The organism is Hamadaea flava, assembly GCF_024172085.1.
Taxonomy (GTDB): Bacteria; Actinomycetota; Actinomycetes; order Mycobacteriales; family Micromonosporaceae; genus Hamadaea; species Hamadaea flava.
On the sequence record NZ_JAMZDZ010000001.1, the window covers coordinates 7,158,757 to 7,173,636 of the forward strand.

At 70.9% G+C, this 14,880-nt stretch carries 17 protein-coding genes and 1 pseudogene; 11 read left to right on the forward strand and 7 right to left on the reverse strand.

The features are described from left to right. Positions 1–10 precede the first annotated feature (10 nt). The 7 genes from HDA40_RS33610 to HDA40_RS33640 all read left to right on the forward strand — a co-directional run bounded on the left by HDA40_RS33610 (position 11) and on the right by HDA40_RS33640 (position 5,635). Positions 11–652, forward strand: a complete 642-nt coding sequence (locus tag HDA40_RS33610; protein WP_253761808.1) for a hypothetical protein — start codon at positions 11–13, stop codon at positions 650–652. A 79-nt stretch (positions 653–731) separates the two neighbouring features. Next, entirely contained in the window at positions 732–1,685 is a 954-nt protein-coding gene (locus tag HDA40_RS33615) for an aldo/keto reductase (RefSeq protein ID WP_253761809.1), read from the forward strand. A gap of 40 nt (positions 1,686–1,725) precedes the next feature. Continuing rightward, positions 1,726–1,917, forward strand: a complete 192-nt coding sequence (locus HDA40_RS33620) for a DUF5703 family protein (protein ID WP_253761810.1) — start codon at positions 1,726–1,728, stop codon at positions 1,915–1,917. Between the two features lie 107 nt (positions 1,918–2,024). Next, positions 2,025–3,092, forward strand: coding sequence for an LLM class F420-dependent oxidoreductase (locus HDA40_RS33625; RefSeq protein WP_253761811.1), 1,068 nt, complete (start codon positions 2,025–2,027; stop codon positions 3,090–3,092). Then, positions 3,093–3,932 (forward strand): undecaprenyl-diphosphate phosphatase, encoded by an 840-nt coding sequence (locus tag HDA40_RS33630; protein ID WP_253761812.1) that lies wholly within the window; start codon positions 3,093–3,095, stop codon positions 3,930–3,932. It begins immediately after the preceding gene. A 19-nt stretch (positions 3,933–3,951) separates the two neighbouring features. Further along, on the forward strand, positions 3,952–4,635 hold the full coding sequence (locus tag HDA40_RS33635) for an MSMEG_4193 family putative phosphomutase (protein WP_253761813.1): 684 nt from the start codon (positions 3,952–3,954) through the stop codon (positions 4,633–4,635). 61 nt (positions 4,636–4,696) lie between these two features. After that, positions 4,697–5,635: a S1C family serine protease gene (locus HDA40_RS33640; protein WP_253761814.1), complete on the forward strand. Its 939-nt coding sequence runs from the start codon at positions 4,697–4,699 to the stop codon at positions 5,633–5,635. Here HDA40_RS33640 and HDA40_RS33645 read toward each other — a convergent pair. Both HDA40_RS33645 and HDA40_RS33650 read right to left on the reverse strand, forming a co-directional pair. Further along, positions 5,628–6,461, reverse strand: coding sequence for an MOSC domain-containing protein (locus HDA40_RS33645; RefSeq protein WP_253761815.1), 834 nt, complete (start codon positions 6,459–6,461; stop codon positions 5,628–5,630). The two genes, HDA40_RS33640 and HDA40_RS33645, sit on opposite strands and share 8 nt — an antisense overlap. A 2-nt stretch (positions 6,462–6,463) precedes the next feature. Beyond that, on the reverse strand, positions 6,464–7,000 hold the full coding sequence (locus tag HDA40_RS33650; RefSeq protein ID WP_253761816.1) for a winged helix-turn-helix domain-containing protein: 537 nt from the start codon (positions 6,998–7,000) through the stop codon (positions 6,464–6,466). 52 nt (positions 7,001–7,052) lie between these two features. Here HDA40_RS33650 and HDA40_RS33655 point away from each other — a divergent pair, with 52 nt between their 5' ends. Further along, positions 7,053–7,517: a GNAT family N-acetyltransferase gene (locus HDA40_RS33655; protein WP_253761817.1), complete on the forward strand. Its 465-nt coding sequence runs from the start codon at positions 7,053–7,055 to the stop codon at positions 7,515–7,517. Here HDA40_RS33655 and HDA40_RS33660 read toward each other — a convergent pair. Both HDA40_RS33660 and HDA40_RS33665 read right to left on the reverse strand, forming a co-directional pair. Further along, complete coding sequence (locus tag HDA40_RS33660; protein ID WP_253761818.1) at positions 7,495–8,262, reverse strand: SCO1664 family protein; 768 nt, start codon at positions 8,260–8,262, stop codon at positions 7,495–7,497. The two genes, HDA40_RS33655 and HDA40_RS33660, sit on opposite strands and share 23 nt — an antisense overlap. Then, positions 8,243–8,815: a DUF3090 domain-containing protein gene (locus HDA40_RS33665; protein WP_253761819.1), complete on the reverse strand. Its 573-nt coding sequence runs from the start codon at positions 8,813–8,815 to the stop codon at positions 8,243–8,245. The genes HDA40_RS33660 and HDA40_RS33665 overlap by 20 nt, the downstream gene beginning before the upstream one ends. Before the next feature lie 100 nt (positions 8,816–8,915). Between HDA40_RS33665 and mshC the strand changes: the two genes are divergently transcribed. The 3 genes from mshC (at position 8,916) to HDA40_RS33680 (ending at position 12,592) form a co-directional block, all read left to right on the forward strand. Continuing rightward, the gene (mshC, locus tag HDA40_RS33670) at positions 8,916–10,154 is read left to right on the forward strand and encodes a cysteine--1-D-myo-inosityl 2-amino-2-deoxy-alpha-D-glucopyranoside ligase (RefSeq protein WP_253761820.1); all 1,239 of its coding nucleotides are present in this window, start codon (positions 8,916–8,918) and stop codon (positions 10,152–10,154) included. A gap of 181 nt (positions 10,155–10,335) precedes the next feature. Further along, positions 10,336–11,304 carry a peptidylprolyl isomerase gene (locus HDA40_RS33675; protein ID WP_253761821.1) on the forward strand — a complete coding sequence of 323 codons (969 nt, stop codon included), beginning with the start codon at positions 10,336–10,338 and terminating at the stop codon, positions 11,302–11,304. Positions 11,305–11,371: 67 nt separating this feature from the next. Next, positions 11,372–12,592, forward strand: a complete 1,221-nt coding sequence (locus tag HDA40_RS33680; RefSeq protein WP_253761822.1) for an MFS transporter — start codon at positions 11,372–11,374, stop codon at positions 12,590–12,592. A 144-nt stretch (positions 12,593–12,736) separates the two neighbouring features. Here HDA40_RS33680 and HDA40_RS42635 read toward each other — a convergent pair. The 3 genes and pseudogenes from HDA40_RS42635 to HDA40_RS33695 form a co-directional block, all read right to left on the reverse strand. Then, positions 12,737–12,955 (reverse strand): annotated as a pseudogene (locus tag HDA40_RS42635) (Hsp20/alpha crystallin family protein); the annotation flags it as partial. An 80-nt stretch (positions 12,956–13,035) separates the two neighbouring features. Beyond that, on the reverse strand, positions 13,036–13,860 hold the full coding sequence (locus HDA40_RS33690; protein WP_253761824.1) for a GntR family transcriptional regulator: 825 nt from the start codon (positions 13,858–13,860) through the stop codon (positions 13,036–13,038). A gap of 114 nt (positions 13,861–13,974) precedes the next feature. Next, the gene (locus HDA40_RS33695; protein WP_253761825.1) at positions 13,975–14,856 is read right to left on the reverse strand and encodes a PAC2 family protein; all 882 of its coding nucleotides are present in this window, start codon (positions 14,854–14,856) and stop codon (positions 13,975–13,977) included. Positions 14,857–14,880 lie beyond the last annotated feature (24 nt).

Sequence of the window (14,880 nt, forward strand, 5' to 3'; positions counted from 1 at the left end):
GGACAAGCCCATGAGCTACACCGACGCCCAGGTCGACGCCGCCCTGGAGGCGGTCATCACCGCGGCGCGTGAACACCTCGCGGCGGTTCGCGCCGCCGGTGGCAAGATCGACGACGACGAGGTCTGGCGCACCTACGTCGCCCTGAACAATTCCTCGGTGGCGTACGACGACGCGTTGCTGGACGTGTTCGGCGAGGTCACGCCGTGGAACGTCGACAGCATCGACGCGGACAAGGCGGACCAGTTCTTCGGCGAGGAGACGGCCGCCGGCGACGACCCGCACCCCCGGGTGATCTCGGTGCGGCAGCGGCGTGACTATCGCGTACCCAGTGTGACCGCTTTGCTGAAGGCGGGCCAGGAGGCGCGGGACACCGCGATGGGCGAGGACTCCGGCGCGGTCGAGTCGGTCAGCGAGGCGCTGGTCGAACTCCTCCAGGCGGGCGACGGCTCACTGTCGGCCCTGGACATTCCGGAGCTGGAGCCGCTGGACGGCCTGGTGGCGGTGGCCGAGGTGGACGAGCCGCTGGACCCGGAGACGTTCGAGGAGAGCGACGGCGCGGGCCCGTTCACTCTGTCGGGTTCTGACCGGCTCATCGGCCGGATGGACGAGCACCTGCACGCCGAGGACGACGACCACGACCACGAGCACTGAGGTTGGAGTCACCGTCTGTCACTGCCGTCTGAACGGACGGCAGTGACGCGACGCGCCCGGAGCGAATATCGTTCACCTCATGCAGCAGCGTCCGCTCGGCCGCAGCGGGCTGTCGGTCTCCCGGCTGGCCCTCGGCACGATGACTTGGGGTCACGACACCGACCCCGATGACGCCGGCGCGCAGCTGAAGTCCTTTGTGGACGCCGGAGGAACCCTGGTCGACACGGCCGACGTGTACGCCGACGGCGAGGCCGAGGCGGTCCTGGGCACCCTCTTGGACGCGATGGTGCCCCGGGACGAGCTGCTGATCGTGGGCAAGGCGGGCGTACGCTCGCACGGCGCCCGCCGCCGGGACAGTTCCCGCGGCCACCTGCTGCGCAGCCTCGACGTGACCCTGCGCCGGCTCGGCACCGACTACCTGGACATCTGGCAGGTGCACGGTTACGACCCGGCGACCCCGTTCGAGGAGACGATGGCGGCGGTCGACCACGCCGTGTCGACCGGCAAGGTCCGGTACGCCGGGGTGGCCAACTTCGCGGGCTGGCAGATCGCCCGGGCGGCGACGTGGCAGCAGGCCTGGCCGCAGCGCGCGCCGATCGTGGCGGCCGGGTTCGAGTACTCCTTGCTCGAGCGCAGCGCCGAACGGGAGGCGCTGGCGGCCTGCGAGGCGCTCGGCGTCGGCGTGATGCCTTGGTCGCCGTTGGGCCGAGGCGTGCTGACCGGCAAGTACCGCAATGGGCGGCCGGCCGACTCCCGGGCTGCTTCGGCGCAATATGAGCAGTTCGTGCTCGCCTACCTGGATCCGCGGTGCTCGGCGGTGGTCGAGGCGGTGCTCACCGCCGCCCACGGCCTCGGGGTGTCACCCGCTCAGGTGGCGCTGGCCTGGCTGCGGGATCGGCCCGGCGTGACCGCTCCGGTGCTGGGCGCGCGTACGGCGGATCAGCTGGGCGAAGCGCTGCGCTGCGAGGAGCTGGAGCTGCCGCCACAGATCAGCCGGGCGCTCGACGACGTCTCGGCGATCGAACCGGCTTGAGGTACTTGTCGCTTTCGCCCAGCAGGCGCAGGATCGGGCTATGGACTACGAATACGCACCGCTGCGGTTGCCACCGGATGTCGACAGGATGACCGCCGCGGTGCGGCTGACGTTGCAGGCGGAGTACAACGGCTGGGAGCTGGACCGGCTTCAGCTGCTCAAAGACGGCACGCGCCGGGTCGTGCTGCGCCGGCCGACCATCGGCGGCCTGATGCCCGGCCTGTCCACCTGACATCCGAACAACCGGCTGTCGACCTGACATCCGAACAACCGGGCGTCCGCCCGACAAGACGCGCCGGGTGGCTTCGCCCTGAGGCTACTCACCAGTAGCATGTCGGCATGAAGCTTGGACTCAGCCTCGGCTACCAGACCGCGTGGTCCACCCCGGCGGATCACCTCGCCCTCGCCCAGGAGGCCGACCGGCTCGGCTACGCCGTCGTGTGGGCGGCGGAGGCGTACGGCTCGGACTCGCCCAGCATGCTGGCCTGGATCGCGGGGCAGACCGAGCGGATCGACGTCGGCACCGCCGTCATGCAGATCCCGGCGCGTACGCCGGCCGCGACCGCGATGACCGCCGCGACCATCGACGCGTTGAGCCGCGGCCGATTCCGGCTGGGCCTGGGCGTCTCCGGCCCGCAGGTCTCCGAGGGCTGGCACGGCGTCCGCTACGGCAAGCCGCTGGCGCGTACGCGTGAGTTCGTCGACATCGTGAAGCTGGCGCTCGGCCGGAAGACCGTCGAGTACCACGGCGCGCACTATGAGCTCCCCCTGCCGGACGGCCCCGGCAAGGCGTTGAAGCTCAGTTTCCACCCGCCGCGCGACCACGTGCCGATCTACCTCGCCGCGATCGGCCCCAAGAACCTCGAACTCGCGGGCGAGATCGCCGACGGCTGGCTGGCCATCTTCCTCGCCCCCGAGTACGCCGAGGAGCAGCTGGCCTCCATCGCCAAGGGCCGGGCGAAGGTGGGCAAGACGCTGGACGGCTTCGACGTCGTGCCCAGCGTCCCGGTGGTGGTCGGCGACGACGACTCGCCTGAGGGCCTGGCCAACTGCGCCGAGCTGATCCGTTGGTACGCCGCCCTTTACGTCGGCGGCATGGGCAGCCGCGAGCAGAACTTCTACAACCAGCTCGCGACCCGGATGGGCTACGGCGAGGCCGCGGCCGAGGTCCAGGACCTGTATCTGGCCAAGCGCCATCGTGATGCGGCGGCGGCGATCCCGTTCGAATTCATCGACCGGACCAGTTTGATCGGTCCGAAGGAGAGGATCGCCGCCCGGCTGCGTGACTACGCCGCCGCCGGGGTGACTACGCTCTCGGTGTCGCTCTTCGCCGCGGACGCGGAATCCGGGATGGCGACACTGCGTACCCTCGCAGAGGCGTTGGAGCTTTCGGGAGTGGGAGAGTAGATGTCGGAGATCGAGGTCTGGCAGTCGGTGGTGCTCGGCGTCGTGGAGGGGATCACCGAATTCCTTCCGGTGTCGTCGACCGGTCACCTGACCATCACCGAGCAACTGCTGGGGCTCGACATCAAGGACGAGGCGGTGACCGCGTACACCGCGGTCATCCAGATCGGCGCGATCTTCGCCGCCATCATCTACTTCTTCAAGGACATCGCCCGGCTGATCAAGGCCTGGGTGGCGGGGCTGTTCTCGTCGTCGGCCCGGCAGGAGCCCGACTGGCGGTTCGCCTGGTACGTCATCGTGGGGTCGATCCCGGTGGGGATCGTCGGTTTCCTCGCCCAGGATCTGATCAAGGGCGGCCTGCGCAGCCTCTGGGTCGTCGCGGCCGCCCTGATCCTGTGGAGCATCCCGATGGCGTTCGCCGAGCACGCGGCCACGCAGGTCAAGGGTGAGCAGGGCCTGACGATGAAGGACTCGATCATCATCGGGTTCACGCAGTGCCTGTCGCTGATCCCCGGCGTCTCCCGGTCCGGTGCGACGATCACCGCCGGTCTGCTGCGTGACCTCGATCGGGTGACGGCGACCCGGCTGTCGTTCCTGCTCGGCATCCCGGCCCTGACCGCCGCCGGCCTCTACGAGCTCAAGGACGCGATCTCCGGCCCGTCGGTGTCCACCGTCGCGTTGGTGGTCGGCACGCTGGTGAGCTTCGTGGTGGCGTACGCGGCGATCGCGTGGTTGCTCAAGTACGTCGCCCACCACTCGATCATGGTGTTCGTCTGGTACCGCGTCGCGCTCGGATTCGGCATCATGGCGTTGCTCATCACCGGGGCGATCACGGCGTACTGAGAAAAACTAGACTTCTGCCGTGACCATCGTTCTGCTGCTGAGGCACGGGCGTACGACGGCGAACGCCGACGGCGTCCTGGCCGGCGACCTGCCCGTGGAGCTGGACGAGCGGGGCCGTCAGCAGGCCGAGGCGGTCGGGCGGCGGCTCGCGGGGCTGCCGCTGGCGGCCGTCGTGACCAGCCCGCTCAAACGCTGCCGCCAGACGCTCGAACTCGCGCTGCCCGGCGTCGCCCCGGTCGTCGAGGCCGGGCTGACCGAGTGCGGCTACGGCGCCTGGGTCGGCCGCAAACTGTCGGAGCTGGCCAAGGACCCCTTGTGGGCCACGGTCCAGCAGCATCCGGCGGCGGTGACCTTCCCCGGCGGCGAGTCGATGGCGGCGATGGCGACCCGGGCCGTGGCCGCGGTACGCAGCTGGGACGCCCGCGTCGAGGCGGAGCACGGCGCGGAGGCGGTCTGGGTCGCGTCCAGCCACGGCGATGTCATCAAGGCGATCGTCGCCGACGCGCTCGGCCTGCATCTGGACCTGTTCCAGCGGATCTCGGTGGACCCCGGGTCGATCACCGCGATCCGCTACACCCCGAGCCGGCCGTTCGTGCTGCGGCTGTCGGACACCGGTGGGGATCTTCAGGGTCTGGTACCGGCTAAGCGTCCGGCCGCCGGCGAAGTCCCGGCCGGGGACGCCTCGGTCGGCGGCGGCGCCTGAGCGCTTTTCGCTGTCGGCGGACAGCCGGACGATCCGCGCCGCCGCAGACGTTCCTCGATGCATGGATGCTGACAACCGTGAGACGGACGCGCTGGACGCGTACTCCCGGATCGTGACCACGGTGGCGGCCACCGTCCTACCCAGCGTCGCCAGCCTCACCGTGCGCACGCCCCGGGGCGAAGGCGCCGGGTCGGCCGTCCTGTTCACCGCCGACGGATTCCTGCTGACCAGCGCGCACGTGGTCGCGGGCGCGCAGGCGGGCACGGCCGAGTTCGGCGACGGCGAGGAGACCCGGTTCGACGTGGTCGGCGCGGACCCGCTCGCCGACCTGGCCGTGGTCCGGGTCGGCAGCACCGCCTCGCCGCCGGCCACGCTCGGCGACGCGAACGAGCTGCGCGTCGGCCAGCTGGTGGTCGCCGTCGGCAATCCGCTCGGCCTGGCCGGTTCGGTCACGGCCGGGGTGGTCAGCGCGCTCGGCCGGTCGCTGCCCGTCTACGACGGGCGCCGCAACCGGCTCATCGACGACGTGATCCAGACCGACGCCGCGCTCAACCCCGGCAACTCCGGGGGCGCGCTCGCCGACGCGCGCGGGCGGGTCGTGGGCGTCAACACGGCGGTCGCGGGGATCGGCGTCGGCCTCGCCGTGCCGATCAACGGCAACACCCGCCAGATCATCGCCGATCTCGTCAGCCATGGAAAGGTACGCCGAGCGTGGCTGGGCGTAGCCGGTGTGCCGGTTCCGCTGCCTCCGCCGATCGCCGAGCGCCTGGGTCAGCGCCGGGGACTGCGGGTGGTCGAGGTCGTGCCGGGCAGCCCGGCCGGGGTCGCCGGGATCTACCTCGGCGACATCCTCGTCACCGCGGGCGGCAGACCGGTGCAGGGCGTCCAGGACGTCCAGCGGCTCATGCTCGGTCCGGCGATCGGCCAGCGCCTGTCGCTGACCGTGCTGCGCCGGGGCGCCTTCGTCGACGTCGTCGCGGTCCCGACCGAGCTCAGCTGACGGTCACCTCGTCGCCGACCCGCAGGACACCGCCGGTGAGCGGGATGAGGCGTACGCCGAACCAGGTCTTGCCGTCCCGTTTGCGGAACCGCGACAGGGTACGGATGGGCTCCTTGCCCGTCCGGTAGGTGGCCGCGTCGATCGTGGTGAGCACGCAGCGGTCGCAGATCTCGGCGAACCGGAAGTCCACCGTCCCGACCCGTACGCGCTGCCAGTCGTCTTCGGCGAACGGTTCGGCCGGTGCGCCGGGGGAATCGTCGACGACGAGGTTCGGCCGGAATCGGCTGATCGGCAGCGGCTCGGGCACCTCCTCGCCCCGTTCGACCGCGCCTTCGGCGATCCAGTCGTTGAGCCGGCGCATCGAGGCGGTGGTGGCGACGAGCAGCGGACCGGCGTCGGAGAGGTTGAGCGGGTCGCCCGGCAATCCGCCGTGGTCTTCGGCGACCGGGCGGCGGTGCGGGTCGTCGAGCCAGCCCAGCCGCAGCGATCGTCCGAACTGGACGGACAGCCAGTCGTGCGCCTCGGGCGGCGCGAGGCGGATCTGGGCCAGCCGCGACATCGTGGTCGGGACGAGGTCGCCGTCGGCCGGCTCGGCGACGGCGAGCCGGCTGCCGTCCAATCCGGTCAGCGTCAACGATCCGGCAGCCGGGACCGCTGTCACGCCGAGCATGCGGTGCTCGTCGCGGGCGGTGAGATACGTGCCGTCCGGGTTGAGCACGAGCCAGCGCCGGTCGTGCCGCAGCCCCCACGGCTCGACCGCGGCCTCGTCGACGGCCACGCCGCCCAGGGACTTCACCGGATAGAGGTGGATGCTCGCCAGCCGCATGATCACGAGGATAGGGCGTCGAACAACTGCGTGAACACCAGCATTTCGACCGGTTCGGCGGCGTCGGGGCGCTGATCCGGGTCGCGGGCCCGGTCGGCGTACCGGCTTAGGACGGTGCGCAGGTCTTCGACCAGCTGCCGGGTCTCGTCCGGCGTCGCGTACACGATGGTCTGCGAACCGCCCAGGGCCTCCTGCCATTCGGCGGGCAGCGAGTGGCGGCGGGCCTGGACGGCGCGGACGCGGGTGAGCCAGTGGTCGAGCATGACGTCGGCGAGCGCGCCCGCGGCCTCCCCGTCGGCGTCGGAGAACCGGATGTCGGCCTGTTTGATCCGCCACGGTCGGCGGCGGCCCGGACCGGTGTCGATCTCCTCGACGAACCCGTAGCGGCCGAGAGTGCGCAGATGGAAGGCGCAGTTGGTGGGGGAGATCCCGATCAGCTCGCTCGCCTCGGTCGCGGTGAGGCTGGGGTGGATGTTGAGCACCTCCAGCAGGGCGAGGCGGGTCGGATGGGCGAGCGCGCGCATCGTCCGGGCGTCCATGTCGGAAAGTCTACCCTTTCGAGCGTAGTGTTTCGAGCGTACTCTTTCGAACATGGATATCGATGTAGAGCTTCGTGAGCTGACCCCCGCCGACGCCGAGCAGTTCCACGCCTTCGCGGCCCATCCGCTTGTCCAGCCGACCATCAACGCCACCCAGGTGCCGACGGTGGCGGAGGTCCGCACCTTCCTGACCCAACTCGCCGCGAACAACGACGGAGTTCGCCGCGAGCGCGCCATCGTCGTCGACGGCAAGGTGATCGGCTCCATCGGTCTGACGCTCGAAGGTTCGTCGGCCGAACTCGGCTACGTCGTCCGCCCGGACTACTGGGGCCGGGGAGTGGCGACCCAGGCGGCGCTCCTGATGGTGCGCCTCGGATTCGACGAGCTCGGCCTGACCCGGATCTACGCCGTGTTCTCCATGGACAACCCCGCGTCCGTGCGGGTGGTGGAGAAAGCGGGGCTACGCCAGGTCGACGCCAAGACCTGGGAGATCGTCAGATCGGCGGCCAGGGGATGACCCGGCGGTCCGGGTCAGGCTGCGGGAAGACGCCCAGCGTCGTCAGCGCCCCGATCCGGTCGGCCAGCGCCGAGATCTCCGTGACGGTCAGGTGATCGTCGAGCAGCCCATCGAGGCTCAGGCCCTTCAGGTCGGCCCGGAGGTCGTCGGGGATCTCGCGCCCGGCGAACCCCCACAACACGGTGCGCAGCTTCGGCTCGCTGTGGAAGCAGATCCCGTGGTCCACGCCGTACACCCGGTCGCCGGCAGCGAGCACGTGGCCGCCCTTGCGATCGGCGTTGTTGACGACCGCGTCGAACAACGCCATCCGCGCCAAAGCCGGCAGATCCGCGTGCGCCAACAGGAACGCGTCGCCGTCCTCGTCCCGGGCGCTCGCGATCGGGAACCAGCCCTCGGGCAGGGCGTACGCGGGGATGAAACCGACCGGCGGCTCGTCGAGCTCGTCGATCCACAGCTGGCACATGCCGGGGCCGAGCGGCCCGTCACGCAGCACCGTCGGGGGCACGACGTTCCAGCCGAGCGCCTCGCTCACCAGGTACGCGGCCACTTCGCGACCGGCGAGCGTACCGTCCGGGAAGTCCCAGAGCGGGGCCTCGCCGCGTACCGGCTTGTAAACCGCGCGCGCCTCGGTGCCCTCATGAACGAGGATCACGCGGAGCGTGGTGTTGGAGGCGTCGACCAGGCGGCCCTCGATCTCCATCTCACCGTCGGCGAGAAGGCTCAGGTCACCTGCGGTGGTAGCCATTGTTCCGGGGGCAGAGATGGCCGGCGGGGTCAAGTGGCTGGCCGCACAGCGGGCACGGCGGGCGGCCGGCGGCCAGCACCCGCTTCGCGCGGTCCACGAAGTCCCGTACGCCTTGCGGCGTCAGGCGAACCCGCAGCCGGTCGAGATGGTCGGGGATCTCGGCGACCTCGTCCTCGGGGGAGTCGGTCTCGGCGTCGGCGTCGAACTCGGCCTCCTCGACGGCGATCGCCTCGATGATGACCGAACTCTCCTCGACGTCGTACGCCAGACCGAGCGTGCCGACCCGGAACTCCTCCTCGACCGGGGAGTCCAGCGGCTCGTTGTCGACCATCGCCGACGAGTCGGGCAGCTTGAGCCCGAATCGGCTGTGTGCCTCGGCGAGCAGCTCCTCGAGCTTCTCGGCGAGCAACGACACCTGCACCTTTTCCAGCGCGACACTGACCACCCGGCCCCCGCCGCGCGCCTGCAGATAGAAAGTCCGCTCCCCGGGCGGACCCACGGTGCCGGCCACGAACCGCTCGGGCGGGTCGAACGCGAACACCTGATGAGTCATGCTCCGACCTTAGCCTCCCGAATTCCCAACCGTGCACCCGGCGCGCTTGTTCCCGACGCACCCAGGTGGGGCCTCTCCGGAGGCCGGTTAGGCTGGCGGGATGGAATCGTGGTCCGCTCCCGAGGTCCCCCGCCTGCCCGGCGCGGGCCAGCCGCTGTATCTGTTCGATTCGGCCCGCCGCGACAAGTTCCCGAGTCAGCCGAACGGCCGCGCCGGGCTCTATGTCTGCGGCATCACGCCGTACGACGCGACGCACCTCGGGCATGCCGCCACGATGATCACCTTCGACCTGGTGAACCGCCTCTGGCGCGACGCCGGGCACGAGGTCGTCTACGTCCAGAACGTCACCGACATCGACGATCCGTTGCTGGAGCGGGCCGCCCGCGACCACGAGGACTGGGTCGTGCTGGCGATGCGGGAGACGGCGCTGTTCCGCGAGGACATGGAAGCGCTGCGGATCATCCCGCCGGAGCACTACGTCGGCGCGGTCGAGTCCATCCCGGTCATCGCCGAGCGCGTACAGGAACTGCTTGAGCGCGGAGTGGCGTACCGGCTCGAGGACGGCACCGGCGACGTCTACTTCGACATCAGCGCCGCGCCCCGATTCGGCTACGAGTCCAACCTGTCGCGTGAGCAGATGCTCGTCTTCTTCGCCGAGCGCGGCGGCGATCCGGAGCGCGCGGGCAAGCGCGACGCCCTCGACCCGTTGTTGTGGCGCGGCGTACGCCCCGACGAGCCGTCGTGGCCGGGTGGCGTGCTGGGCCCGGGCCGGCCCGGCTGGCACATCGAATGCGCCGTCATCGCGATGACCCTGATCGGTGACACCATCGAGGTCCAGGGCGGCGGAAACGACCTGCTGTTCCCGCATCACGAGTGCTCGGCCGCGCACGCCGAGGTGCTCTCCGGAGCCGAGCCGTTCGCCCAGCACTACGTGCACGCCGGGATGATCGGGCTGCACGGCGAGAAGATGAGCAAGTCCCGGGGCAACCTGGTGTTCGTGTCCCGCCTGCGCGCCGACCACATCGACTCGAACGCGGTGCGGCTCGCGCTGGTCGCCGACCACTACCGCGCCGACCGCCAGTGGACCGACGACCTGCTCAAGGCGGCGGAACAGCGCCTGGCCCGCTGGCGTGCGGCCGCGTCGGCGCCGTCCGGCCCGTCGGGCGCCGCTCTGCTGGCAGGCGTACGCGCGGCGCTGACCGACGACCTGGACACCCCGAAGGCGCTGGCGCTGATCGACGAATGGGTCGACGGGGCACTGAGCGGCGAGGGTAGCGATCCGGACGCGCCGGAGCTGATGTCGTCGACCGTCGACGCCCTCCTAGGCGTCTACCTATAAACCCTCCCTCCCTCCCTCCCTCCCTCCCTCCCTCCCCCCTCCGCCCGCCACCCTTTCCGCGCGATCATGAACTTATGGTCGTGATCGACCGGCGTGGCGTGTCCGCGCGACCATGATCGATCCCGTCGGCCAATGATCAACGGGGCTGACCGCGGTTGCCGCTGCCTTCTACGCTCCCGCCATGGATTCGACAGCGGGGGAATCGACAGCGGGGGATTCGACAGCGGGGGAGCCGGTGAAGGCCGGTCGCGGCGGAGGAACGGCGATAGTGGTGGCGGTCGTGGCCGCCGTGCTCGCCGCGGTGGCGGCGTACGCGTGGCTCGGGCGCGACGCCCAGCCCGCGGCGGTGCCGTCACCGACGTCTGGTCCGCAGATCGGCTGCGAATGGACCGGGCAGCCGACCGGCGCCACGCGTACGCCTGCCGCACCTCCACCGGCGAGTGCGGGCGCGGCCGGCATCGCCACGATCCGGATGACCACGAATCGGGGCGACATCGAGATCCAGGCCGACCGCAGTCAAGCCGGCTGCGTGATCGCTGGGATCGCCCACCTCGCCGGGTCGGGCTACTACACCGAGGTCGCGTGCCATCGGCTGCTCGCTGAAGGCTTCTATTTCGTGCAGTGCGGTGATCCGTCCGGAGTCGGTGGCGGCGGCCCGGGTTACCAGTACGCCGTGCGGACGTCGCCGAGCCCGGCCGCCTCGGGCTGTGCCCTCCCGTCGGGCTTCCCGACCGCACTGCCCACCGATATTCCGACGGAGCTGCTCCCGTCGGGTGTGGTGCCCACGCGGTACGGCGGCATCATCATCGCGCCGATGCCGTCCGGAAAGCTGCCGCCGGGACTGCTGCCGTCCGGTCTGATTCCGCCCGGCGAGCTGCCGTCGGGACTGCTCCCGGAGTTCGGCGACGGGCGCTGTGTCGAGCTACGCCATTTCGCACGAGGAGCAGTGGTCGCCGCGGTGACTCCCGACAACCAGTGGGGCGGCCAGTTCTTCCTGGTCTACCGCGACAGCGATATCGTCTCGGACGTGCCTGAGTTCGGGCGGGTCACGAAGGGCCTGGAGATCCTCGACGCCGTGGCGGCGGGGGGAGCGGACGCCCAGGACAAGCCGCGTACGCCCCTGGTCATCCAGGCTATCGCCGTGACCTGAGCCACAGCTGTCCCATATGTCGGGATAGCTGTCTTGACTTGTGGGACGACGGGCATAGCGTCGGATCATGAGCTCAGCCCCCCGCCCCGACTGCACTCCCGGCGGCTCACGCAAGCGTTCCCCGGCTTGGTCCATGCTGGCCTTAGGCATGGCGGCGCAAGGCGCCAGCTGTGTCTTCATGTACGGGCTGCCGGTGCTCGTGCCGGTCCTCCGGGGGCACGGGCTCAGTCTCGGCGAGGCCGGGCTCATCGTCGGGGCGCCCAGCGCGGGCATGCTGTTCACGCTGGTGGCCTGGGGCTGGATCGCCGACCGGTTCGGCGAGCGGATCACCATGTCGCTGGGGCAGGGGCTGGCCGGCGTCGTCCTGGCGATCGCCGCGCTGACCCACCCGTCGATCCCCGTCACCGGGGTGCTGCTGGGCCTGGCCGGGGCGCTCGGTTCGTCGGCCAACTCGGCCAGCGGCAAAGTGGTCCTGGGCTGGTTCCCGCCCGAGCGCCGGGGTGTGGCGATGGCGTTCCGGCAGGCCGCGCAGCCGCTCGGCATCGCGGTCGCGGCGCTGGCGCTGCCGCCGGTAGCCGCCGCGCACGGCCTGCCGGGGGCATTGGGCGTACTGGCAGCGGTGTGCCTGGTGACCTCGGTGGTAGTGGCGATCTTCGTCGTCGACCCGCCTCGCGGTGCGGCGGCGGGCCCGGCCGATGGGCGCAACCCGTACCGGCTGCCGGATCTGTGGCGCATCCACGGCGCCGCCATGCTGCTCGTCGTGCCGCAGTTCACCACCGCGGCGTTCACCTACGACTATCTCGTCGCCGAGCGCGGCTGGGACGCCGCGGTCGCCGGTCAGCTACTGGCGGGCGTACAGATCTTCGGGGCACTGTGCCGGGTCGCGTGTGGACGATGGTCGGACGCCGTCGGCAGCCGGCTGCGCCCGATGCGCCAGCTGGCGGTGGTCAACGGACTGGTCGGGCTGCAGGCGGCGGTCGCCATCAAACTGGACGCGGGGATCAGTCCCGGCCTGCTGATCAGCGCGCTCGTCCTGGCCATGGCGGGCAACGGCTTCGCCTTCACCGCCGTCGCCGAACTGGCCGGGTCGGCGTGGGCCGGGCGGGCGCTCGGCGTACACAACATGGTGCAGAACATCGTCGGTGCGCTCACGCCCGGCCTGATCGGCGCGCTCATCGCAGGCAACGGCTACGCCGTGGGCATCGGCCTCGCCGCGCTGTTCGCGGTGCTGTCCGTGCCGATCACCCCGGCCGACCGGCGTCCGGTCGCCGAGCCCGCCGCCGCCTGACTACCAGACGGGTACGCCGGCGGCCATGTTCTTGCCGGTGGCGTCCTCGCCGGTGGGGTAGCCGCCAGCCGGTTCGCGGGCCTGGTCGAGCTGCTCGTCGGCGGTTTTGATCTGGCCCGGGATCGGCTCGGGGAGCGTCTCCGATCGCGGCAGCCGCACGGTGAGCAGCCCGTGGTCCATCGTCGCGTCCACGTGGTCCGGGTCCACGTCGCCGGGCAATCTCACCCGGTGGTCGAGGGCGGCCGGCGTGGTGTCGTCCTCGGACGCCACGACGATGCGCAGTTCACGGTCGGCCACCTCGACGGCGACTTCCTCCGGCGCGACCCCGGGCAGGGCGGCCACCACCTCCCAGCCGCGCTCGGTCGGGCGTACCTCCACGGTCTCGTTCGTCATCGTTCCCACCTCCTTCAGGGCCCTGTACCCGGCGGGCGGGAAGCCGTAACTCAGCCCAGGACCAGGCCGGGATCGTCGTCGGGCTCCGGGCGGGGCGCCGGGATCTGGTAGTCCTCGGTCAGCGTCGTCATCGGTCCGGGCCAGGTCGACTGGGCGACCTCGATCGGGCGGTGCTTGTCGTCGTACGCGATGTGCAGCAGGTGCAGCACCGGCGTATCGGGCCGCATCGCCAGCAGCTCCGACTCGTCCCGGGTGGGCAGCCGCGCGCTGAGCACGTCGGTGGCGGTGGCGTACCGCCGCCCGGTGACCTCCTCGACCTCCTGGTAGAGGGGACGGCCGAAGGCCTCCGCGCGCTCGATCCCGGAGCCGTCGACATCGGACGGCAGGAACCAGGACGCGCCGACCTCGACGGTCACCTGCGACACCGTGGTGTCCAGCGTACGGACGAGATAACGGCGTACCACCAGGATCGTGCCGTCGGGGACCCCGAACGCGTCGGTGACCTCGGCCGGCGCGGCCTCGCGGCCGACCGACACGAGTTGCTGGCGGTACCGCGCGGCCAGGTCGGCGTGGTAGCCGCGGTGCGCGCCGTAGCGGCCGCGCGCGAGGCGGTTGAGCCGGCGGCGCGTGCCCCGGACGTAGGTGCCGGAGCCGGGCTTGGTGATGAGCAGCCCTTCGACACGCAGCTGGTCGACGGTGCGCTGGATGGTCTGCTTCGCCACGCCGAACATCGTCGCCATGGCGGGGATGCTGGGCAGCCGTTCGCCGGCGGCCCAGTCACCGCGGCGGATGCGGGCGCGCAACGTGTCGGCGATCTGCCGATGCGGGTACTCGGCGACGCCCGGATTGATTCCGGAAGTGCTCACCTCTGTCACAACCGGATTGTGCCGCACGAATGTCCGAATACCTAGATTCCTAGGATTCTTTAGGCGTGGCGTTCTAAAGCACGCAATTCGCCCAACGGCGAGCACGCACTTTAGAACGGATGTTCAGAACAGTCCGGCGGTGGGGCCGGCCGGGCCCGAGTTGCCGCCGCCGCGGCGACGCAGATACTTCTCGAACTCGCTGGCGATCTCGTCACCCGACAGCGGCTGCAGGCCGGCGTCGCCGGCGCGTTCCTCCAGCTCCCGCAGGTATTCGCCCAGCTCGGCGTCCTGCTCACCGGCGGCGCGCACCTTGTCCTCCCACTCGGCTGCCTCCTCGGCGAGGTCGCCGACCGGCACCGGCAGGTCGAGCACCTCCTCGATGCGGTGCAGCAGCGCGAGGGTCGCCTTGGGGCAGGGCGGATTGTTGGCGTAGTGGGGGACGTGCACCCAGAACGACAGCGACTCCAGCTCAGCCGTCTGCGCGGCGTCGTGCATCACCCCGACGATGCCCGTCGGGCCCTCGTACCGGGTGGGCAGCAGGTTGTAGCGCTCCATGGCCTCGGCGTTGGGCGAGCTCCCGCTGATCGGCAGGGGCCGGCTGTAGGGCACGTCGGCCAGCAGCGCGCCGAGCAGCACGATCCGGCTGACCTCCAGGCTGTGGCACAGCTCCAGCACGTCGGCGCAGAAGCCGCGCCAGCGCATGTTGGGTTCGATCCCGCGGATCAGGACGACGTCGCGGTCGGCCCCGGGCGGGCTGGCCACGAGGAATCGGGTGGTCGGCCACTCGATGCGCCGGGTGTCGCCGTCGATCAGGCTGATGTGCGGCCGGGTGACCTGGAAGTCGTAGTAGTCCTCGGGGTCGATCGCCGCCACCTCCTTGGCGTCCCAGACCTGTTCGAGGTGGTCGAGGGCGCTGCTGGCCGCGTCGGCCGCGTCGTTCCACCCCTCGAAGGCGGCCAGTGCCACCGGGTTGCGCAGGGTCGGCAGTCCGTCGAACTCGCTCACACCTACACCCTAGTCCGCGGGACC

What these genes read in the sequence shown, in the direction of transcription:
- HDA40_RS33650 (WP_253761816.1), bottom strand. Translation starts at nt 7,000, where the DNA reads ATGGACGCCCGGACGATGCGCGCGCTCGCCCATCCGACCCGCCTCGCC.
- HDA40_RS33625 (WP_253761811.1), top strand. Translation starts at nt 2,025, where the DNA reads ATGAAGCTTGGACTCAGCCTCGGCTACCAGACCGCGTGGTCCACCCCG.
- HDA40_RS33615 (WP_253761809.1), top strand. Translation starts at nt 732, where the DNA reads ATGCAGCAGCGTCCGCTCGGCCGCAGCGGGCTGTCGGTCTCCCGGCTG.
- HDA40_RS33630 (WP_253761812.1), top strand. Translation starts at nt 3,093, where the DNA reads ATGTCGGAGATCGAGGTCTGGCAGTCGGTGGTGCTCGGCGTCGTGGAG.
- HDA40_RS33610 (WP_253761808.1), top strand. Translation starts at nt 11, where the DNA reads ATGAGCTACACCGACGCCCAGGTCGACGCCGCCCTGGAGGCGGTCATC.
- HDA40_RS33680 (WP_253761822.1), top strand. Translation starts at nt 11,372, where the DNA reads ATGAGCTCAGCCCCCCGCCCCGACTGCACTCCCGGCGGCTCACGCAAG.
- HDA40_RS33675 (WP_253761821.1), top strand. Translation starts at nt 10,336, where the DNA reads ATGGATTCGACAGCGGGGGAATCGACAGCGGGGGATTCGACAGCGGGG.
- HDA40_RS33660 (WP_253761818.1), bottom strand. Translation starts at nt 8,262, where the DNA reads ATGGCTACCACCGCAGGTGACCTGAGCCTTCTCGCCGACGGTGAGATG.
- HDA40_RS33620 (WP_253761810.1), top strand. Translation starts at nt 1,726, where the DNA reads ATGGACTACGAATACGCACCGCTGCGGTTGCCACCGGATGTCGACAGG.
- HDA40_RS33665 (WP_253761819.1), bottom strand. Translation starts at nt 8,815, where the DNA reads ATGACTCATCAGGTGTTCGCGTTCGACCCGCCCGAGCGGTTCGTGGCC.
- HDA40_RS33640 (WP_253761814.1), top strand. Translation starts at nt 4,697, where the DNA reads ATGGATGCTGACAACCGTGAGACGGACGCGCTGGACGCGTACTCCCGG.
- HDA40_RS33645 (WP_253761815.1), bottom strand. Translation starts at nt 6,461, where the DNA reads ATGCGGCTGGCGAGCATCCACCTCTATCCGGTGAAGTCCCTGGGCGGC.
- mshC (WP_253761820.1), top strand. Translation starts at nt 8,916, where the DNA reads ATGGAATCGTGGTCCGCTCCCGAGGTCCCCCGCCTGCCCGGCGCGGGC.
- HDA40_RS33655 (WP_253761817.1), top strand. Translation starts at nt 7,053, where the DNA reads ATGGATATCGATGTAGAGCTTCGTGAGCTGACCCCCGCCGACGCCGAG.